This is a genomic window from Roseateles sp. PN1 (assembly GCF_038419725.1).
Classification (GTDB): Bacteria; Pseudomonadota; Gammaproteobacteria; order Burkholderiales; family Burkholderiaceae_C; genus Paucibacter_A.
In genome coordinates this window covers 502,129-521,710 of sequence record NZ_JBCARA010000001.1, presented here as the reverse complement: position 1 = coordinate 521,710, position 19,582 = coordinate 502,129, and the positions used below count along the sequence as shown (strand labels likewise).

At 63.2% G+C, this 19,582-nt stretch carries 17 protein-coding genes and 1 riboswitch; of the genes, 14 read left to right on the top strand and 3 right to left on the bottom strand.

Translation table 11 applies throughout. From position 1 onward, the window contains the following. Positions 1 to 55: 55 nt before the first annotated feature. From glnE to AABB87_RS02005, 6 genes are all read left to right on the top strand, one after another. Complete coding sequence (glnE, locus tag AABB87_RS02030; protein WP_341969487.1) at positions 56 to 2,803, top strand: bifunctional [glutamate--ammonia ligase]-adenylyl-L-tyrosine phosphorylase/[glutamate--ammonia-ligase] adenylyltransferase; 2,748 nt, start codon at positions 56 to 58, stop codon at positions 2,801 to 2,803. After that, the gene (rrtA, locus tag AABB87_RS02025) at positions 2,800 to 3,405 is read left to right on the top strand and encodes a rhombosortase (RefSeq protein ID WP_341969485.1); all 606 of its coding nucleotides are present in this window, start codon (positions 2,800 to 2,802) and stop codon (positions 3,403 to 3,405) included. Before glnE ends, rrtA begins: the two co-directional genes overlap by 4 nt. After that, a complete protein-coding gene (locus AABB87_RS02020; protein WP_341969483.1) occupies positions 3,395 to 4,306 on the top strand; it encodes a DMT family transporter in 912 nt (303 codons plus the stop codon). The genes rrtA and AABB87_RS02020 overlap by 11 nt, the downstream gene beginning before the upstream one ends. 166 nt (positions 4,307 to 4,472) lie before the next feature. Next, positions 4,473 to 5,339, top strand: a complete 867-nt coding sequence (locus tag AABB87_RS02015; RefSeq protein WP_341969482.1) for a hypothetical protein — start codon at positions 4,473 to 4,475, stop codon at positions 5,337 to 5,339. 102 nt (positions 5,340 to 5,441) lie between these two features. After that, on the top strand, positions 5,442 to 6,110 hold the full coding sequence (locus tag AABB87_RS02010) for a glutathione S-transferase family protein (RefSeq protein ID WP_341969481.1): 669 nt from the start codon (positions 5,442 to 5,444) through the stop codon (positions 6,108 to 6,110). 249 nt (positions 6,111 to 6,359) lie between these two features. Further along, positions 6,360 to 6,458: riboswitch (cyclic di-GMP riboswitch) on the top strand. A gap of 319 nt (positions 6,459 to 6,777) precedes the next feature. Then, positions 6,778 to 8,004, top strand: a complete 1,227-nt coding sequence (locus AABB87_RS02005) for a hypothetical protein (protein WP_341969480.1) — start codon at positions 6,778 to 6,780, stop codon at positions 8,002 to 8,004. 45 nt (positions 8,005 to 8,049) lie between these two features. Here the strand turns inward: AABB87_RS02005 and AABB87_RS02000 are convergent, their stop codons facing one another. Continuing rightward, entirely contained in the window at positions 8,050 to 8,844 is a 795-nt protein-coding gene (locus AABB87_RS02000; protein ID WP_341969478.1) for a substrate-binding periplasmic protein, read from the bottom strand. A gap of 355 nt (positions 8,845 to 9,199) precedes the next feature. Between AABB87_RS02000 and AABB87_RS01995 the strand changes: the two genes are divergently transcribed. From AABB87_RS01995 to AABB87_RS01975, 5 genes are all read left to right on the top strand, one after another. Further along, a complete protein-coding gene (locus tag AABB87_RS01995) occupies positions 9,200 to 9,556 on the top strand; it encodes a GntR family transcriptional regulator (protein WP_295077404.1) in 357 nt (118 codons plus the stop codon). Next, entirely contained in the window at positions 9,553 to 10,437 is an 885-nt protein-coding gene (locus AABB87_RS01990; protein ID WP_058721050.1) for an ABC transporter ATP-binding protein, read from the top strand. Before AABB87_RS01995 ends, AABB87_RS01990 begins: the two co-directional genes overlap by 4 nt. A 40-nt stretch (positions 10,438 to 10,477) precedes the next feature. Then, on the top strand, positions 10,478 to 11,365 hold the full coding sequence (locus AABB87_RS01985; protein WP_341969474.1) for a hypothetical protein: 888 nt from the start codon (positions 10,478 to 10,480) through the stop codon (positions 11,363 to 11,365). Positions 11,366 to 11,653: 288 nt separating this feature from the next. Then, positions 11,654 to 13,201, top strand: coding sequence for a methyl-accepting chemotaxis protein (locus tag AABB87_RS01980; protein WP_341969473.1), 1,548 nt, complete (start codon positions 11,654 to 11,656; stop codon positions 13,199 to 13,201). A 761-nt stretch (positions 13,202 to 13,962) separates the two neighbouring features. Then, positions 13,963 to 15,468, top strand: coding sequence for an ArnT family glycosyltransferase (locus AABB87_RS01975; protein WP_341969471.1), 1,506 nt, complete (start codon positions 13,963 to 13,965; stop codon positions 15,466 to 15,468). A gap of 24 nt (positions 15,469 to 15,492) precedes the next feature. Here the strand turns inward: AABB87_RS01975 and corA are convergent, their stop codons facing one another. Then, positions 15,493 to 16,467, bottom strand: a complete 975-nt coding sequence (corA, locus tag AABB87_RS01970; protein ID WP_058722396.1) for a magnesium/cobalt transporter CorA — start codon at positions 16,465 to 16,467, stop codon at positions 15,493 to 15,495. A 475-nt stretch (positions 16,468 to 16,942) separates the two neighbouring features. Here corA and hpf point away from each other — a divergent pair, with 475 nt between their 5' ends. From hpf to hprK, 3 genes are all read left to right on the top strand, one after another. Then, the gene (gene hpf, locus AABB87_RS01965; protein WP_058721054.1) at positions 16,943 to 17,284 is read left to right on the top strand and encodes a ribosome hibernation-promoting factor, HPF/YfiA family; all 342 of its coding nucleotides are present in this window, start codon (positions 16,943 to 16,945) and stop codon (positions 17,282 to 17,284) included. 252 nt (positions 17,285 to 17,536) lie between these two features. After that, positions 17,537 to 18,007, top strand: coding sequence for a PTS sugar transporter subunit IIA (locus tag AABB87_RS01960; protein WP_058721055.1), 471 nt, complete (start codon positions 17,537 to 17,539; stop codon positions 18,005 to 18,007). Positions 18,008 to 18,052: 45 nt separating this feature from the next. Then, the gene (gene hprK / locus AABB87_RS01955) at positions 18,053 to 19,015 is read left to right on the top strand and encodes an HPr(Ser) kinase/phosphatase (protein ID WP_058721056.1); all 963 of its coding nucleotides are present in this window, start codon (positions 18,053 to 18,055) and stop codon (positions 19,013 to 19,015) included. Positions 19,016 to 19,081: 66 nt separating this feature from the next. On the opposite strand, the gene fur is transcribed toward hprK, so the two are convergent. Further along, positions 19,082 to 19,510 carry a ferric iron uptake transcriptional regulator gene (fur, locus tag AABB87_RS01950; RefSeq protein WP_341969463.1) on the bottom strand — a complete coding sequence of 143 codons (429 nt, stop codon included), beginning with the start codon at positions 19,508 to 19,510 and terminating at the stop codon, positions 19,082 to 19,084. Positions 19,511 to 19,582 lie beyond the last annotated feature (72 nt).

Here is a 19,582-nt window from a genome sequence, read left to right as displayed (position 1 = left end):
CCCGCAGCCCCTGGGCTGGCGTGACAAAAAGCCCGATAGCCGCCGCCATTTCGCCATGACCGATTGTCAATTTCCTGCCTCTCCCGCGCCCGCCCTTCCCGCCAGTGCGGCGCATAGCCGCTTTGTTCAGCGCGTGCGGCGCCGCTATGCAAACGAGTTAGCCCTGCTGCCCGCCGGCCAGCCGGACCGCGCAGCCATCGCCACCCTGGTAGAAACCCTGGTAAACCAGGGCCGGCCGCTGGCCAGCAGCCTGCGGGTGGCCCGCCACTTGGTGCTGGAGCGTCTGGCCGTGCTGGACGTGGAAGAGCAAGCGCCGATGCATGTCATCACCGAGGCCATGACCCATCTGGCCGAAGTGACGCTCTGCCTGGCGCTGACGGCGGCCCGCGCCGAGCAAGACGCCATCAACGGCGCGCCCCGCAACGAGCAAGGCGAGGTGATCGAGTTCTGGGTGCTGGGCATGGGCAAGCTGGGCGCGCGCGAACTCAATGTGTCCTCCGACATCGACCTGATTTACGTTTACGAGGACGAAGGCCACACCGACGGCCCGCGCCCCGTCAGCGCGCACGAATACTTCGGCCAGGTAGCCAAGCGCTTGTACGCGCTGATCGGTGAAGTCACCGATGACGGCCAAGTCTTCCGCGTGGACCTGGCGCTGCGGCCCAATGGCAATTCCGGCCCGGCCGCCGTCAGCATGGCGATGCTGGAAGAGTATTTCCTGATCCAGGGCCGCGAATGGGAGCGCTTCGCCTGGCTGAAGAGCCGGGTGGTGGCACCGCTGGAAAGCGTACAAAACGGCCGCGCCCTGGCGCTGCGCTCACTGGTGACGCCTTTCGTCTACCGCCGCTACCTCGATTACGGCGTGTTCGAAGGCCTGCGGCAATTGCATCGCAAAATCCGCGAAGAAGCGCAGCGCCGCGCCGCGGGCCGGCCCGAACGCGCCAACGATGTGAAGCTGTCGCGTGGCGGCATCCGTGAAATCGAGTTCACAGTGCAGCTGCTGCAAGTGGTGCGCGGCGGGCATTTCCCCGAGATCCGCACCCGCTCCACCCTGAAAGCACTGGAGAAGCTGGCCGCCGGCGGGCTGATGAAGGCCGAGACCGCCGCCAAGCTGGCCGAGGCCTATATCTTCCTGCGCCGCGTCGAGCACCGCATTCAATTCCTGGACGACCAGCAAACCCACTGCCTGCCGGGCGGCGACGAAGACCTGGCCTGGATTGCCCGCAGCATGGGTCTCGTCTGCAGCCGTGAAGCTTGCGAGTTACTTGATCGGCTCTGCGAGGTGCGCGAGATCGTCGCCACCGAGTTCGACTCACTCCTGCACGACGGCAATACCCCCGGTGGCCCAGGCGGCTGCAAAGGCTGCGGCGGCCCGCCGCTGAGCGTGGACAGCGAAGACTTCCTGGCCAAGCTGCAGCCCGAGCTGGCCAGCGCCGTGCGCCGGTGGGCCGCGCAAGACCGGGTGCAAAACCTGCGCGAAGAATCGCGCCAACGCCTGGCCAAGCTGGTGGGCCGCGCCGCCCTGGCGGTGCGCGACGAGGGCTGCACCCTGGACGCTGCCCTGCGCTTCATCGATTGGATGGAGCCCCTGCTGCGGCGCGAAAGCTATCTGGCCCTGCTGGTGGAGCGGCCGGCGGTTCAAACCCGCTTGCTGCGCCTGCTGGGGCTGGCACGCTGGCCAATGCGCTATTTGATGCTGCACCCCGGTGTGATCGACGAGCTGGCCGACAACCGCCTGCTGGGCGAGCGCTTCGACGGCGCCACCTTTGTGAGCGAGATGCAAGAGCGCTTCGAGGCCTGGGGCCGCAGCGGCGAGGCCGATGAAGAAGCCTTGCTGGACAGCCTGCGCCGCGCCCACCAGAGCGAGGTGTTCCGCACCCTGGTGCGCGATGTGGAGCAGACAATCACGGTCGAGCAAGTGGCCGATGAACTCTCGGCCCTGGCCGACGCGATTCTGCAATGCACCATCCGCTGGGCCTGGCTGCGCCACAAGCAGGCGCACCGGCCCGAGCCACGCTTTGCCGTCATTGCCTATGGCAAGCTGGGCGGCAAGGAGCTGGGCTATGGCGGCGACCTCGACGTCGTGTTCTTGTTCGACGACGAGGACGAGAGTGCGCCCGACGTGTACGGCGCCTTTGTGCGCAAGCTGATCACCTGGCTGACCGTGCGCACCTCGGCCGGCGGCCTGTTCGACATCGACACCGCGCTGCGGCCCAATGGCAATTCGGGCCTGCTGGTCACATCGCTGGCCAGCTTCAGCAAGTACCAAACCGGGCGCGGCAGCAATACCGCCTGGACCTGGGAGCACCAAGCCATCACCCGCGCCCGCTGGTGTGCCGGCGACCCGCAGCTGCTGGCCGGCTTTGACGAGGTGCGCCGCCAGGTGCTGACCGCCCCGCGCGACCACGCCGCACTGCGCGAGGAAGTGCAAGCCATGCGCGAGAAGGTGCGCGCCGGCCACCCCGTGCGGGCCGGCAAATGGGACTTGAAGCACAGCCCCGGCGGCATGATGGATGCAGAGTTCGCGCTCCAATACCTGATCCTGGCGCATGCCGGCGAGCACCCCGACTTGATTCCCAACCTGGGCGTGATCGCACTCCTGCAGCGCGCCGAGGCCGCCGGCCTGCTGCCCGCCGAGGTCGGCAAGCGCGCGGCCGATGCCTACCGCGAACTGCGCCGCGCCCAACACCGTGCCCGCCTGGACGAGCAGCCCACCGCCGTGGATGCCGAAGCCCTGGCCACCAGCGGCCTGCTGCCGCAGCGTGATGCGGTGCTGGCGCTGTGGCGCGCCGTGTTTCCTTGAAAAGCAGTCATGGCGCTTGGGGCTGGCTGGGCTTGAGCGCCATCCTGGCGCTGGGCTCTCTGCTGGTCTGGACCCAAGCCACTGAGCGCTGGGACTGGCAACCAGCCCTGCTTTGGCAAGAACCCTGGCGCGCCTGCACCGCCGTGTTCGTGCACTGGAGCCGCCAGCATCTGCTGGCCAATCTGGGCGCTTGCGCCGTGGTGGCCTGGTTTGGCTGGGCCGCGCGCGTGCCACCGCGTGCCCTGCTGGCCTATGCACTGGCCTGGCCGCTGACGCAATGGGGCTTGCTCATGCAGCCGGGCCTGCTGCATTACGGCGGCTTGTCGGGCTTTTTGCATGCCGGTGTGGCGGTGGTGCTGGTGGAGCTGGTGTGCGGCCCCGGCGCCAGCACCCGGCAGCGCCGGGTTGGCCTGGCCGTCACCCTGGGCCTGATCATCAAGCTGATTTCCGAAGATCCCTGGGGCCCGCCGCTGCGTCAGCTGGCCGACTGGGATATTGCCGTGGCGCCCTTTGCCCACCTCAGCGGCGCCGTCGCGGGCGGCCTGTGTGCGGGCCTGCTCCTCCTTTTCACTCAAGCCAAGCAAAGCCGCCGTGCCCGATAGAAAAACAGAACTAGATCGCTTTGCCGTCACTTGCCTGCTGCTGTGCTGCATGTTGTGGGGTTTGAATCAGGTGGCCGCCAAAGCGGGCCTGAGCGAGATCGGCCCGCTGTGGCAGGCAGGACTGCGCTCGCTCGGCGCGGCCGCGCTGGTGGGGCTGTGGGCGCTGTGGCGCGGCATACCGCTGTTTGGCCGTGACGGCACGCTGCCTGGCGGCTTGCTGACCGGCACCTTGTTCGGCCTGGAGTTCGCCTGCATCTTCCTGGGCCTGCAATACACCAGCGCCTCGCGCATGGTGGTCTTCCTCTACCTCAGCCCCTTTGTGGTGGCCCTGGGCATGCCCTTCATCGCCCGCAGCGAGCGCCTGAATCTGCGCCAGATCGGCGGCCTGCTGCTGGCCTTTGCGGCCGTGGCCTGGGCTTTTGCCGAAGGCTTTGGCCAGCGCAGCGGCGCGCCCCTGCAGTGGCTGGGCGATGGCTTGAGCGTGCTGGCGGCGGTGTTTTGGGCCGGCACCACGCTGTGCATACGCGCCAGCCGCTTGTCCAGCGCCAGCGCTGAAAAAACCCTGCTCTACCAACTGGGCGTGTCGGGCCTGGGTCTGTGTGCCGGCGCGCTGCTGATGGGTGAGGCCCTGCCATTGGCCTGGTCGGCGCGGCTGGGTGGCTTGATGTTCTTCCAGACCGTGATCGTCAGCGCCTTCAGCTATTTGCTGTGGTTTTGGATGATTCGCCATTACCCCGCCACCCGCCTAGCCAGCTTCACCCTGGCTACGCCGCTGTTCGGTTTGCTGGCCGGCGCTTGGTTGCTGGGCGAGCCCATCACGCCGCGGCTGTGGCTGGCTTTGCTGGCCTTGGCGGCGGGCGTGGCCCTGGTCAATGGGCGCAGGAGCGACACCAAGGCCTGAGGTGCGACGAGAGATTTGTGTCAGCTGAATGACGGTTTGGACGGGCAGACTAGTAGGATGCCCAGGTCGCGTTTGCCGACCCGAATTCCGCACACATCCTTTCCCGATTTTGACCCGCGCCCTCGACACTGCTGCCGCCCTTTGCCCCAGCTCTGCCACTCAGGCATTGACGCGCCGCAGCTACCTGCGTGGCTGCTTGGGTGGTGCACTGGGCTTGGCCCAGGTCTGGCCAAGCTGCGCGGCCGAGCCCGTTCAGGCCGCTGGCCCGGCCGACGTGATGGCCGACCTGCAGCGCTTTCTCGGGTCGCGCAGTCCCTTGGACATTCAGGACTTCGGCGGCCCCTTCTCCCGCCGCGATGTGGTCGAAGCGGTGTTGCTACACCAAGCGCTGCACCGTGGCGGCTGGACGCAAGCGCTGCAGTTCCAGGACATGCCCTCGGGTGAGCGCCTGCTGCGCGAAATCAGCAGCGGCAAACTGATCTGCAGCGCCACCACCTACTGGAGCCAAGACATCGCCGGCGCGGAAGACGGCACGCTGCTGAGCTTGCCCATGATCGGCGTGGGCGAGTTTGAGGCCGGCCTGTACACGGCGCCCAGCAATACGCATGCGCTGGCAGCCAAAAGTGCCGCCGATGTGCGGGCCTTGAGCGTGGTGTCCAACCGCAACTGGGCCGTCGATTGGCAAACGCTGGCGGCACTCGGCTTTCAGCAGCGCCACCATGTCACCAGTTGGGAGCTGATGCCGCGCATGGTGGCGGCCGGGCGGGCTGACTTTCTGCTGGCGCCGTTCCAGAACAGCGCGGATCTGTCCCTGCAGGTGAACGGTGTGCGGCTGCTGCCCATCCCGGGCTTCAAGATCAGCTTGCAGGGCACGCGGCACTACCTGGTCGCACGCAAGCATCCGCAAGGCATGGCCCTGCTGGGCGCACTCAACAACGGATTGCAGCAGTTGCGCGCCCAGGGCGTGATTCACAGCGCCTATCAGCAGTCGGGCTTCTTCAATCCCAAGGTGCGAGGCTGGCAAAAGCTCTGAGCCGGCCAATTTCGGCAACCCGAGAGGCTTGTCACCCGCGCGCCAGCCTGGCGCGCAAGCGCGCCGTAGACTGCGAGCTTTCCACCTTGCGGCGCATTCATCATGACGATCAAACTCTGCGGCTTTTCGCTCAGCAACTACTACAACAAGGTCAAGCTGGTCTTGCTGGAGAAGGGCATTCCCTTCGAGGAAGAGCTGGTGATGACGCATTCGCACGACGAGGCCGTGCTGAGCTGCTCGCCGCTGGGCAAGGTGCCCTTCATCCGCACGCCGCAAGGCGCTTTGTGCGAGAGCCAGGTGATTCTGGACTACCTAGAAGCCGCTTACCCGCAGCCCGCCCTGCTGCCTGCCGACCCGTTTCAGGCCGCCAAGCAGCGCGAGCTGATTAGCTTCATTGAATTGCATCTGGAACTGGTGGCGCGCGAGCTTTACGCGCAAGCCTTCTTCGGTGGCACGGTCAGCGAAGGCACGCAAGCCCGCGTGCGCAAGCAACTCAGCAAGAACATCGCCGGCTTCAAGCGCCTGGCCAAGTTCGCACCCTATGTGGGTGGCGACAGCTTTGGCATGGCCGACTGCGCCGCCTGGGTCAGCCTGCCCCTGGTCGCACAAGCCAGCAAGCTGGTGCTGGGCGAAGACATGCTGGCCGCCGCCGGCGTGGACTGGAAGAGCTATGCCAAGCTGGTTGGCGAGCGCCCCATGGCGCAAAAAGTGGCGGCCGACCGCAAAGCGGATCAGGAACGCATTGCGGCGCTGAAGGCACAGGCAAGCTGAGCTGAACCGAATTCAGCTGAATTGAGTTGTGCCGGCTGGCGCCCAGGGCAAACACCTGGCGCCAGCCCCGCCAAGGCCTCGGGAGAGGCCGCCAAACATCGGTGTCCCTGGCCCCAAGGGCTTGTTGCTGACCCACCGCAAGCCCAAGCCATGGCGTGGCCTTCGCCGAGAACTACTTCACGCGCGCCGCGGTCAGTTCATCGCCGACGTTAGCTCGGCTTGATACGCTCCAACTCACAACACGTAACAAATCGTGATTGGCACACCCGCGCGAAAGCCGGGGTCGCAAAGCTTCCGGTCTTCAGCGGCTGAACCTGGTTCAGCCGCAACGACAGCGGGGTTGCACCGAGAGGCTCTCACGCCTCTTGCTCCGAGAAGAGCCCTGCAATCCCCCGCCCGTCGGCAGATCGCTTGGCACTTGCACCCTGCTCAGGCGCCCGGGATGGGCCAGCCAGAAAGAGGGGGAAATCCATTTGCAGCTATCACATGAACCGCCCATCAGCCCGGTGCAGGCGCGCCTTGCCCTTGGCCGCATAGCGCCCACCTCCTGCACGCCAGTGACTCACCGCTTCACCCATCAATTCGCATTTGACGCAGGCGGCGCATAGCCGAGCAGGACGTCAAGCTCAAAAAACAAACAAACCACCAGTTCGAGAGAGGGTTCCTCATGATCAGCAAATTCAAGCCCGCCCTGTTGAGCCTTGTCGCAGGCATCGCCATGAGCACGGCCCACAGCCAAGGCCTCGACCCCCAGCAGCAACAGTTGCTGCAACAACTGCTGCTGATGCAGCAGCGCGCGTCGACTCAGCTGAACGCACAGCCCGGCCTCAACCCTCAGCAATTGCAGCAGCAACAGCCACGCCTGTCCGAGGCGGATCTGGCATCCCGTGTTTCGGCCTGGCCCGCAGTGCAGGGGCCGTTCTCGATGGACCGCTTCCGTGACGGCTTCGCGGTCAATGGCCAGCGTGTACTCGATCCCGAAGGCCGCATCATTCAATACTCACTGGACGGCGCCAGTGGCGACATCGCCTATTCGATTGAAATGGGCCCGAACCAATATCAAATCAAGCTGACTCGCCAGGGCGTGACTCAGCCGGTGGTCATCGCCTCAGCGAGCAAGCAGGGCGGCCAGTGGATCGTCGAGACGGTGACCGGGGTACGTGTCTCGGGCGCGCGCCTGACGCTGAGCGGCCGTGGCTTCATCGTTGCGCGCGACAACGCCTTGTTCCGCTACGACGCCGGCCGCGGCTTGAGCAGCAGCGCCCTGCCCGAAACCCACACACTGGCCGCCATGCAGAACGGCGACATCGCCGCCACCGGCTGGGTGCTGCTGGAAAAGCGCCAGGACACCAAGGCCCAGGAAGACGGCGTTTTGGCCAACACCTCTCTGGGCGGTCTATTCAGTGCCGTCAAGGCGCTGGGCGCAGCCGCAGGCGTGACCAAGTCCGACAGCGACTACGCGCTCTTTGAGCTGGCTACCAGCAAGCTGCGGCCGGTCGGCATTTCGCTGGGCGAGAAAGAGGCTCAGATACTCAGCCAGTGCCATCGCAAGAACAACTTCGTCAATATCTGCGACCGCATGGAGTCGGTGGAATCGGTCTGGTCGCAGAGCGGCACGCCCAACCGGGGCCACTACTTCTGGCGTGTGTCTTGGTACCGCACGCCCACCGGCCCGATGGCCGTGGTGATGCAGGACGGCATCGGCAAGATCGAGGCCATCGACCTCACAAGCGATCGCCAGCTTGTCGTGTTCGAACGCGCGCTCGGCATCGGCGACTGGTCCGCCAAGCAGACACCGGATGGCCGTGTGCAGGTCAAGGCCAAGCTCGGTTTCGAAATCGCCACCCGCGACGATGTGGCGCAGTTGTTCAACGAGGTGGTCTCGGCGCGTTGATTCGCGAGGCGCAGCCGTGAAGAGCCGCGAGCTGCGCCCGCCCTTCTACTGCCAGCGGTACTGCTGTTCCGCGGCGAAGCGCTTGAGCGCCTCGTTCAGCAGCTTCGCTGGCACGCCCTGGCGGATGAGTTCGGCCAGCTTGGCATTCATTGGCGCCGCCAAGCTGTTGCAGGGCGAATCCTTGCTGAAGGCGAAATGAATGCTGCCCGTGCTAATCGGGGGCTGCAGCGCCACGATGCCGGTCAAGTCCTTGTCCGGGCTATTCGACAAGTACGCGCGGCCCAGATACTCGCCGGTGACGAAATAGTCGATGCGGCCCAAAGACAACTTCTTGAAGTTGTTGACCATATTGACGGCCTCTTCAACGGAAAGGTGTTGCTTCAGGTATTCGTCAAAGCCATTGCCGAAAGAGTCGCCCCGGCTGACGCCGCCGCGAAAGCCTTTCATCAAGGCCCAGTCCGCCGTCTTGAGCGGGCTGTCCTTCAAAACGAACACCACGATGTTGTTCGCGAAGGCCGGTGCGGCGAAGAAATTGAGGTACTTCTCGCGCTCCGGCGTCACGCGAAGGCTCAAGAGCAAGTCAATCTGGCCGCGTTCAGCCATGGCCAGGGTGCGCACCCAGGGCACGACCACGGGCTTGAGCGCGATGCCCGCCGGCACCAGCATTTCCAGCAAGTCCTTGCTGGCCCCGCGATAACTGGCCCCATCGCTGGTCCAGCTATAGGGCGGGTAGTTCGCGTTGGCCGCATAGCTGAGCTCGGTGCAGCCGTTCGCCTGGCAGGCAAGCGCAACCACGGCCAGCGTGAGGGCGATGAGCCATTTGACTTTTGTTGACCGCATGGGGCTGTGGGCAAGTCGTGGGCAAGTCGTATTTAGCGGGGCTAACGAGCAAGACAGGCGGGAGATTACACCGCCAAGCCCCCATGAGGGTGTCGATTCTTCTCAATCCACGGCGACCCGATCGAAATACTGCTGACTCAGCACAGCGTCCACTGCGCAGAAACTGCGCCGTCCAAGTTGAGGGCCAATAGCGCCGAACTCAGCACATACCGAAAACTACACAACCGGCCGAGCGGCGACCAAGCCGTTTCATCCCCGTCCCGCTGCAGTTCGTCAGATGAGCCTTGGTCGCCAGGCGGCAGGCTTGTTATGGTGTGCTACATCAGCAACACAGTGGCTCAGCGCCAGAGTTGATATGAACCCCACCTGGAATGACTCCTCCCCCATCTACCAGCAGCTGGCCGACCGCCTGGCCGTGCAACTCCTGGACGGCGCACCGCCCGAAGGCGAAGCACTGCCCTCGGTGCGAGCCCTGGCTAGCCAGTATGTGATCAACCCGCTGACCGTCGGCCGGGCCTTGCAGGCCTTGGTGGACCAGCAGCTGATCGAGCCACGGCGCGGCATGGGCATGTATGTGCGGCCCGGTGCCAGGCAGCAATTGCTGCGCCTGGAGCGCGAGCAGTTTCTGCAAAAAGACTGGCCTGCCCTGCGCGCCAAACTCAAACGCCTGGGCCTCAGCGCCAAGGACCTGAACTGGGAGAACCAGCCATGAGCAATAACGACAACCTGATCAGCGCGCAAGACCTGACCCTGCGCTACGGCCGTAAAACCGCACTGGAGCGCGCCACCTTCAACATCCCCAAGGGCCGCGTCGTCGGCTTGTTGGGCCACAACGGCGCGGGCAAGACCTCGCTGATGAAGGCCCTGGTGGGCCTGCTGCCCGCCGAAGGATCGCTGAATGTGCTGGGCCTGTCGCCACGCCATCAGCGCGGCGAACTGCTGGAGCAGCTTTGCTACATCCCCGACGTGGCGGTGCTGCCACGCTGGGCGCGGGTGGATGAGCTGATCACACTGATGAGCGGGCTGCAGCCGCGCTTCTCCGCCGAGCGCGCTCGCGCTTTGCTCAAGCGCACCAGCGTGAGTGAATCGGACAAGATCAAGAGCCTCTCCAAGGGCATGGTGACGCAAGTGCATCTGGCACTGGTCGCCGCCATCGATGCCAAGCTGATGATTCTTGACGAGCCGACCTTGGGCCTGGACGTGATCTCACGCAAGAACTTCTACGGCATGCTGATCGACGAATGGTGCGATGGCGAGCGCACCGTGCTGATCTCCACCCACCAGGTGGAGGAAGTGGAGTCGCTGCTCTCGGACGTGATGATGCTCGACGAAGGCAAGCTGGTGCTCAACATCAGCCTGGAAGATATGGACAAGCGCTTTGTCGCCCTGAGCCACGACCCCACCACAGCCGACGCGATTGCCAGCGCCCATCCGCTACTGCGCTACCGCCAGCAGGGCGGCCGCGCCGCCGCGATTTTTGATGGCGCGCCGCCGGCCGAAATTGCTGCACTGGGCGAACGCATCCGCCCCAGCCTGGTGGACCTCTTCATGGCACTGACGCGCAATCCGGCCCTGCAGGCCAAGAACGCATAACGCCATCACTCATAGCGCCATAACGCGACGGAGAAACCTCATGAACTCACGTTTTCAAACGCTGCTGCTGCGCGAATGGATGCAGCACAAGCGCGGTTGGCTGATCACCCTGTTTCTGCCCATCGGGCTGTTTCTGGTCTTGCTGCCCTTCGGCCAGGTCGACGGCAACCCCGACGGCAACCCGCTGGAAGTGGCACTGGCAATGATGGCCTTCACAAGCCTGGGCGTCTTCAGCATCGCCTGGATCAGTGCCATGTTTCAGCTGCCTGGCCTGGCCCGCCGCGATGTACAAGATCGCTCCATCGAGTTCTGGCTCTCGCTGCCGGCCAGCCACGCCGAAAGCATCGCTGCGCCCTTGTTGGCTCACGGCCTGCTGGTGCCCATCGCAGGCCTGTTGGTGGGCGCCTGCTTCGGCCCACTGGTTGCGGCAGGTTTGATGCTGAAGCTGGCCGGCTTCTCCGCCTTCGCGGCGGTGCCCTGGGGCACGGCCCTGGCGGCGGTGGTTCCGGTGGTCTTGCGCGGCCTGCTGGGCGTGGTGCTGATGAGCTTGTGGTTGGCGCCCCTGCTGCTGATCACCATGGTGGCCTCTGCTTGGTTGAAGCGCTGGGGCATTCCGGCGGTGGCGCTGGTGGTCGGCGTGGGCGGCTTGGTGCTGGACAAGGTCTACGGCCTGACGATTGTCTGGGACTTGTTGCACGCCCAAACGACCGGCGCCAGCGCCGCCTTTGTGGCCGACCCTGACACCGTGGGCCGCCAGGTGCAGACCCTGGCCCATCAACCGCAGCTGCCGCTCAACGTCGCTGCTATGGCTTGGCATGATGGCTTGCGTGCTTTGCAAGACCTGGCCTCCGTGCACTTCATCGGCGGCTTGATCGTCGCGGCCGGCTGCTTCGCCCTGCTGGTTTACAAGCGCAGCCAAAGCCACTGAGCCAACTCAGCAGGCCCGCCTGGCGCCACACGCCAGCGCGGGCCCGGGGGTGGCGCACGCCGCCCCCACCCTCTCGGCCATCAAGGCCATGGCGCAGCGCGGGGAGGTATGCGGCCCTAACGCAGCACCGACCAGCACCCCTTTCATCGCAGCACAGCTGAGCGCAAGCCAAGCGCCTCATAAGGCCCCCTATCGGCAGGGCTTTGGAGTATGCTTTTTTGCAGCCAAGGTTTGTTCTGTGTCTATCAAGGTCGCCGCGCTGCGACCCGCATTGAAAGGGTTCTTTTCATGCAGCTCAGCAACTACAAGCTCGGCGCCAAGCTGGGCGTCGCCTTCTTCCTGGTCGTCTCGCTCAACCTGTTTGTCGGGATCTTCTCGATCACGAAATTGGCCCACATCAATGCCAATGTCGAAGACATCGCCACCAACTGGCTGCCCAGCATCAAGACATTGGGGCAAATGCAGGACACCATCAACTCGTTTCGCAGCGCCGAAGCCGATCATGTGATGGCCTTGGACGACAAGCAGATGGCCGACATAGAAAAGAACATGGCCGACCTCAAAGCCGAGTTCGAGACCATTCGCAAGCACTATGAATCCCTGATCTCAGCCGGCGAGGAGCGTCAAGCCTATGACGCGTTCAGGCCGCTGCTCGATCAATATTGGGCTAGCAACGCCAAATTGATCCCCCTGTCGCGCGGCGGAGAGAATGCGGACGCACAGGCTTTTTTTCGGGGTGAATCTCGAACCAGCTTCCGTGCTCTGGCCACTAGCATCAACCGGCTGGTCGACATCAACGACAAAGGCTCCGTCCGGGACTACCAGGAATCGCAGCTCACCTACAGCTGGGCACGCACCTGGGTGATCATTGCTTTGCTCGGCTCCATCGCCGCGGCGGCATGCTTGGCCGTCTGGGTGACGCGCATGATCACCAAGCCAATGGCGCAGGCCGTACAGGCTGCCGAACGCATCGCCGATGGCGACCTAACGCACGATTTGCACGCCGACGGCCGGGATGAAACTGCTCAGCTGATCAACGCCCTGGGCAATATGAAGGTCAAGCTTGCCGCCATCGTCGGCACGGTACGCAATAACGCCGATAGCGTGGCAACAGCCAGCGCCGAGATCGCGCAAGGCAATCACGACCTCAGCCAGCGCACCGAACAGCAAGCCAGCGCCCTGGAGGAAACAGCGGCCTCGATGGAGCAACTGGGCTCCACCGTGATGCAGAACGCCGACAACGCCCGGCAGGGCAATCAACTCGCCATCGGCGCTTCTACCGTGGCGGCTCAAGGTGGCGAGGTGGTCGGCAGGGTCGTGGAGACCATGAAGGGCATCAATGAAAGCTCGCGCAAGATCGTCGACATCATCAGCGTCATCGATGGCATCGCCTTCCAGACCAATATCCTGGCGCTGAACGCGGCCGTGGAGGCTGCCCGCGCGGGCGAGCAAGGGCGTGGCTTTGCGGTGGTGGCGGCGGAGGTGCGCAATCTGGCACAACGCTCGGCCGAGGCGGCCAAGGAAATCAAGAGCCTGATCTCCACCAGTGTTGAGCGCGTGGAGAGCGGCACAGCCCTGGTCGATCAGGCCGGCGCCACGATGCAAGAAGTGGTCAGCGCCATCCGCCGCGTCACCGACATCATGGGCGAGATCAGCAGCGCCAGCACCGAGCAAAGCTCGGGCGTGGCCCAGGTCGGCGAGGCCGTCACTCAGATGGATCAGACCACCCAGCAAAACGCCGCACTGGTGGAACAAAGCGCCGCCGCTGCGGAGAGCCTGCGCACCCAGGCCGCGCAAATGGTGGAAGTCGTCTCGGTGTTCAAGCTGGCACGCTGAGTCGATAGGCCCGCTGCAAGCGCCGCAGGCTCGCACCAAACAGCCTGCAAAACAGCGACGTTTAGGCCTCAAAAGCCGGGCTGATGGCGGCTCGATGGCACACCCATCGGCACGCCCCGAAACTCCCAAAATAGGCAAATATTGCCACGCTACAACTCGCACAAAACCCATCTAATTCTTGGGGGGGTTTGGCGTCGCCGAAACCCAGCAAAAGTCACCAAAAAGATACTAAGTAATATTAGCTATTTTTGCAAAAATGAAACCGGGCTTGGAGACGAAATTTGCCTCAAACAATTCAACAAAACCCAGCAATCATGCCGCTTGCCGAGGCAGTGGGCGGCGCCAGCATTCAAATATCAAATTGATACATTTGTATGCAATCGCAGCGAAGGGGACGTCACTTTTTAGCCACTTGGCAAGGTTTTGAAAAGTGCCAGAAATCTTTCACAAATGGCGAATTTCCGTTAGCATTAAAGTCAGTTACAGCCGCAAGATCTCCCTAGCGATAGGGGTGAAATCTCCAAGCCGTTTTCCTCCTCCTCCCTCCCTCCCTCGTTGGCTTCGAGGCGTCTTGCGGCTATTTTTATTCCCAGGGCTTCCGCACATTGCGGAAGCCCTTTGTGTTTGTGCGGCGCCAAGTTGAGTGACGCCAATCGCCCGGCTAAGCCGAACTTCACGCCTGGCAAGCCAACGGCCGCACAAGAGTTAACGAAAGTGCCGCGCCACCCCTTAGGATGCGCACTCCAATCATTCGGGGTTTTATGAGATTGCTGCAGCACAAATGGTGGGGCCTGGCGCTGGCCGCGCTGGTCTTTTTGATCACCTTGCCCTGGCGGCCTGTGGCCTTGCCGGACGAAGGTCGCTACGTCGGCGTGGCTTCGCAAATGTGGTTCAGCGGCGATTGGCTAACGCCGCAGATGAACGGCCTGCCCTATTTCCACAAGCCGCCACTGTTTTACTGGCTGGCCGGTCTGAGCTTTGGCCTGACGGGTGAGTCCGCCATCGGCGCGCGCCTGGTGCCCCTGCTGGCGGCGCTGGCCGCGATGTTCAGCCTGACTCAGCTGATGCGCCGCCATCTGGATGCTAATCAAGCCCCCATGGTGGCCGCCTGGGCACTGATTTTCATGGTGGCCCAGCCCTTCTGGCATCTGGGCTCACAGTTCGCCAACCTGGACATGCTGGTCGCGAGCTGCATCGGCATCGCCATTTGCTCCTTGGCCAGCCATGCGCTGAAGGCGCACAACGGCTTGCGCCTGCTCGGCTTTGTGGCCATGGGCTTGGGGGTGCTGGCCAAGGGCTTGATTGGCGTGGTGCTGCCCCTGCTAGTGCTAACGGTCTGGCTGTTCTGGGCCCAGGGCTGGCGCTCGGTGCTGCAACTCGCCTGGTGGCGCGGCTGGCTCGCTTTCGCGGCAATCTGCCTGCCCTGGTTCTTGTTGATGGAACGCAGCAACCCGGGCTTCTTGCACTACTTCTTCGTGGTGCACCACTTCCAGCGTTATGCGGCTGAAGGCTTCAACAATGTGATGCCGGCCTGGTTCTACCCCGGTGTATTGGCCATCATGACCCTGCCCTGGTCGCCGGTCTGGCTGTGGCTGATGACCAAGAAGGAAACGCGCAGCAATCCGCTGGGTCAGCTGGGCCTGGTTTGGCTGCTGGGCATCACCTTGTTCTTCACGCTGCCCTCGTCGAAGTTGCTGGGCTACATCTTGCCCGTGGGCCCGGCCCTGGCCTTGCTGATCGCACCACAACTGGCGCAGTGGCATCGATATGCCAGCGGCTGGCTGCAGCGCCTGCCGACTGGCCTTGCCATCATGGGGATGGTGACGACCATCGGCATGTTCATCGGCATCATCCAGGTCGACACCAAGAGCAACGAGAAGATGGTCGCCGCCATGCAGGCCCAGTGGCAAGCGGGTGACGCGCTGGTGTTTGAAGATCAATTCACCTTCGATGTGCCCTTGCTGCTGCGCCGCGGCGAGCCCGTACCCGTCATCATGGACGACCCGTTCAAGCCCCAGAACAGCGACAGCTGGCGGCGCGAAATCGTCGAGGCCGGCGAATTCAATCGACCCAAGGCCGAGAAAATTCTGCTGCCGCCCTCGGCCTGGGAACAGCTTCGCTGTGCAGCGCCACGCACCTGGATCGTCTCGCTACGCAAGAGCGACCTTGTGCTCATCGAAGAGCGCCGCGGCCTGCCAGTGAAGGCCGCTAGCCCACGCCTGAATGCCTATCTGTGGGTGGCGGCCGAGCATTGCCCGGCAAAGTAAGTCAGCGCGCCGGGCTGGCTTGGTTTATCTGAGCCAGCCTTTGCGCCTGAAATAGATGAAGGGCGCGGCCACCGAGGCCGCCATCAGCGCCAGCGCAAAGGGGTAGCCCCAGGGCTGCTCCAGCTCCGGCATGTACTTGAAGTTCATGCCGTAGATGCTGGCAATCAAGGTCGGTGGCAGCAAGGCCACGCTGGCCACCGAGAAGATCTTGATGATCTTGTTCTGATTGATGTTGATGAAACCCACGGTGGCGTCCATCAAGAAGTTGACCTTGTCGAACAAGAAGGCAGTGTGCGAGTCGAGCGAATCGATGTCGCGCAGAATCTGCCGCGATTCCTCGAACTGCTCGGCATTGAGCATGCGGCTGCGCATCATGAAGCTGAGCGCGCGCCGTGTATCCATGACGTTACGGCGGATGCGGCCGTTCAAGTCTTCCTCGCGCGCGATGGCCGACAGCACCTCACCCGCTTCGGTGTCGTTGACGTCCTTCTTCAGCACCCGGGCACTGACTTTTTCGAGCTTGTCGTAAATGCCCTCGAGCACATCGGCGGAATACTCGGCGTCGGCGTCGTAAAGCTTGAGCAGCACATCCTTGGCGTCTTCGATCAGCGCCGGGATGCGGCGCGCGCGCAGGCGCAGCAAGCGGAACACCGGCAAGTCTTCCCGGTGGATGGAGAACAGCACATTGTTGTAGAGGATGAAAGCCACCCGCACATTGCGCGGCGCTTCGTCGTCGTCAATCAAGAAGTCGGAGCGAATGTGCAACTCGCCGTTGTCTTCCTCATAAAAACGCGCGGACTCCTCCAAGTCTTCGTCCACGATGTCTTCGGGAATCACCAGGCCGAAGCGGTCGCGGATCCAGCCCTTTTCTTCCGCGCTGGGATCTTCCAGATCAACCCACACGGGCCGCGACTGGGCCAGGTCTTCGGCGGTTTCAATTTCTTCCTGGAACAGCCCGCCCTTCAGGCGGCCGTTATCCAGCGTGAACACGTTCAGCATGCAGATCTCCAGCGCCAATGCGCCGATTGCTTGAGTCTGGACGGCTGCCAAAAACCTGGCAGGTCCGGGAGTGGATAGTGGGTTGGGGAAACCGTCTCACTGCCGGACAATCGGGTACACGATAAGCGCCGATTCACGGCCTGCACCTTTGACACGGGAGCGGACGGTCACCGAGGGTGATCGCTGTCCAAGAAAATCTCCGTAGCGGGGAAGCCGTGATTATCACCTCGCCGCAGCAGGCCTCGCGCGATCATCTGTCGCGTGCTCGCCGGACCAAAGTCACGCTCGCGCTCATCCGATCGGCCTATCGCCCAGTCGTGACCGTAAAACACTTGTCACAAAGCGGCAACGGGAGCAAACTGGATCGACCCCAACCCGACCAAGGCACGTCGTCCGAGAACCAGCCATCAGCTTCACATCGTTCTTTGAAACCGGTTTTCCATTTCTCCAGTTCTCCCTTGTGAAAGGAGGCTTTATGAACCTGACAATCAGTGGCCACCATTTGGAAGTTACGCCGTCTCTGCGTGAGTATGTGCTTACAAAGTTGGATCGAGTGACGCGCCATTTTGATCAAGTTGTTGACGTCAACGTCTTGCTCACCGTGGAAAAGCAAAAGGAAAAGGATCGCAGACAGAAGGCTGAAGTGACCCTGCATGTCAAAGGACGCGATATTTTTGTGGAGCATGCCAGCGAAGACTTGTACGCGGCAATTGACCAGTTGATGGACAAGCTGGACCGGCAAGTCTGCCGCCACAAAGACCGCTTGCAAAACCATCACCATGTGGCGGCCAAGCGCCTGGAAACTCCGGCGCCCTAGCCCCAGCCCCTTGCAATGACAGGCCCAGCCTGTCTTGCGCAGCTCAAGGCGACCCCCCGTGGTCGCCTTTTTGCTGACTGGACAAAGCTGTGCAATACTGACCGTGCTGCACCGCAGCATCGTGCGCAATAGTGCGCTGAAGGCACAACCAGGGTGCCTGCGGGCTTGCCCAGCGTTTCTATAATCGCTTTCTTAAACATCGAACGAGCGCATTGGCCAAGGCTCCCCTGCCGTACTCAGCGCTTAGACATCATGAACCGTCTCGCCGCCATCCTTCCTGCCAGCAATGTGCTGGTGAACGTGGACGCGTCCAGCAAAAAGCGCATCTTTGAGCAGGCCGGTTTGCTGTTCGAAAACAACCATGCCATTTCGCGCGCCATCGTGGCGGACAACTTGTTTGCCCGCGAGCGCCTGGGCTCCACCGGACTGGGCCATGGCGTGGCCATCCCGCACGGCCGCATCAAGGGTTTGAAGAACCCGCTGGCGGCTGTTTTGCGTGTGCAGCAAGCCATTGGCTTTGATGCGCCGGATGACGAAGCCGTCAGCCTGCTGATCTTCTTGCTGGTGCCCGAGGCGGCGACGCAAAGACACCTCGAAATCCTCTCGGAAATCGCCGAAATGCTGTCTGACCGCGATCTGCGCGAGCGCCTCAAGACCGACCCCGAGGCCAGCGAACTGCATCGCTTGATCGCCAGCTGGGAACCGCTCAAGTCGGTCGCCTGATTTCCGCGCCCTCCGCCCTCTCAACTCAGCCAGGCCCGCCCACCTGTGAAACCCACCTCCATCAGCGCCGACCGGCTTTTTGAAGAACACCGGGAGGCCATGCGATGGGAGTGGATCGCCGGGCATGCCCACCCCGAGCGCCGCTTTGACGAGGCGGCCGTGCGCGACGCGCAGTCCGCCGCCGACTTGGTGGGCTACCTCAACTACATCCACCCTTACCGCGTGCAGATCGTGGGCCGCCGCGAGGTCGCCTATCTGAGCCAGGCCGCCGGTGAGGTGCTGGACAACCGCATCGCCCGCATCGTCACGCTGGAGCCGCCGGTCATCATCGTGGCCGATGATCAGGTGCCGCCGGACCGCTTGGTGGCCATGTGCGACCGTGCCGAGATCCCGCTCTTCGTCACGACCGAATCAGCCGGCCATGTGATCGACGTGGTGCGCGCCTATCTGGCGCATCTTTTCGCCAACCGCACCACCCGCCACGGCGTGTTCATGGACATTCTGGGGCTGGGCGTGCTGCTGACCGGTGAATCCGGCCTAGGCAAGAGCGAGCTGGGGCTGGAATTAATTTCACGCGGCCACGGCTTGGTTGCCGACGATGCGGTGGACCTGTTCCGCATCTCGCAAACCTCGATCGAAGGCCGCTGCCCCGAGCTGCTACTGAATCTGCTGGAAGTGCGCGGCATCGGCCTGCTGGACATCAAGGCCATCTTTGGCGAGACGGCAGTGCGCCGCAAGATGCGCCTCAAACTAATCGTGCATCTGGTTCGTAAAGAAACCCTGGAGCGCGACTTCGAGCGCCTGCCCTACGAACCGCTGTTCGAAGAAGTGCTGGGCATGCCGGTGCGCAAGGTCATCATCGCCGTGGATGCCGGCCGCAACTTGGCTGTGCTGGTGGAAGCCGCCGTGCGCAACACCGTTTTGCAACTGCGCGGCATCGATACCTACCGCGAATTTGTGGAGCGCCATCAGCGCGCCATCGAAGCCGGCGATCACAACGCCGATTAAGAACCGATCCGCAAATAGCCGGGCTCGCCTAGCGGCCAAGCTCTAAGTGCAGACGGCGGGCGCCGCTTACTTGTTGCGGTGCTCGCAGTCTTTCTTGACGCAAGAGGCGTAGAGCGCCAGCGAATGCTCCTGCAAGTCAAAGCCGCGCTGCAGGGCAATGGCGTGCTGGCGCGCCTCAATCTCGGGGTCGAAAAACTCTTCGACCCGGCCACAAGTCAGGCACACGAGATGGTCGTGGTGCGCGCCCTCGTTCAACTCGAACACCGACTTGCCCGACTCGAAGTGATTGCGCGACAGCAAGCCCGCCTGCTCGAACTGCGTCAGCACGCGGTAGACGGTGGCCAGGCCGATATCGGCATCTTCCGTCAGCAAGGCCTTGTAGACGTCTTCGGCCGTCATGTGGCGCTGCGCCGTCTTCTGGAAAATCTCCAGAATCTTGATGCGCGGCAAGGTGGCCTTGAGGCCGCTGTTTTTGATCTCTTCGGTACGGTTCATTGGCATGATTCGCGGCGGCGCGGCCCACCATGGGCCAACCGCTAGAATGGTCCGATCATAGCCAGCTTGGCG

Excerpts from the sequence above, each read along its gene's own strand:
- glnE (WP_341969487.1), top strand. The coding sequence starts at position 56 with ATGACCGATTGTCAATTTCCTGCCTCTCCCGCGCCCGCCCTTCCCGCC.
- AABB87_RS02010 (WP_341969481.1), top strand. The coding sequence starts at position 5,442 with ATGACGATCAAACTCTGCGGCTTTTCGCTCAGCAACTACTACAACAAG.
- AABB87_RS02005 (WP_341969480.1), top strand. The coding sequence starts at position 6,778 with ATGATCAGCAAATTCAAGCCCGCCCTGTTGAGCCTTGTCGCAGGCATC.
- AABB87_RS02000 (WP_341969478.1), bottom strand. The coding sequence starts at position 8,844 with ATGCGGTCAACAAAAGTCAAATGGCTCATCGCCCTCACGCTGGCCGTG.
- AABB87_RS01995 (WP_295077404.1), top strand. The coding sequence starts at position 9,200 with ATGAACCCCACCTGGAATGACTCCTCCCCCATCTACCAGCAGCTGGCC.
- AABB87_RS01990 (WP_058721050.1), top strand. The coding sequence starts at position 9,553 with ATGAGCAATAACGACAACCTGATCAGCGCGCAAGACCTGACCCTGCGC.
- AABB87_RS01985 (WP_341969474.1), top strand. The coding sequence starts at position 10,478 with ATGAACTCACGTTTTCAAACGCTGCTGCTGCGCGAATGGATGCAGCAC.
- AABB87_RS01980 (WP_341969473.1), top strand. The coding sequence starts at position 11,654 with ATGCAGCTCAGCAACTACAAGCTCGGCGCCAAGCTGGGCGTCGCCTTC.
- AABB87_RS01975 (WP_341969471.1), top strand. The coding sequence starts at position 13,963 with ATGAGATTGCTGCAGCACAAATGGTGGGGCCTGGCGCTGGCCGCGCTG.
- corA (WP_058722396.1), bottom strand. The coding sequence starts at position 16,467 with ATGCTGAACGTGTTCACGCTGGATAACGGCCGCCTGAAGGGCGGGCTG.
- hpf (WP_058721054.1), top strand. The coding sequence starts at position 16,943 with ATGAACCTGACAATCAGTGGCCACCATTTGGAAGTTACGCCGTCTCTG.
- AABB87_RS01960 (WP_058721055.1), top strand. The coding sequence starts at position 17,537 with ATGAACCGTCTCGCCGCCATCCTTCCTGCCAGCAATGTGCTGGTGAAC.
- fur (WP_341969463.1), bottom strand. The coding sequence starts at position 19,510 with ATGAACCGTACCGAAGAGATCAAAAACAGCGGCCTCAAGGCCACCTTG.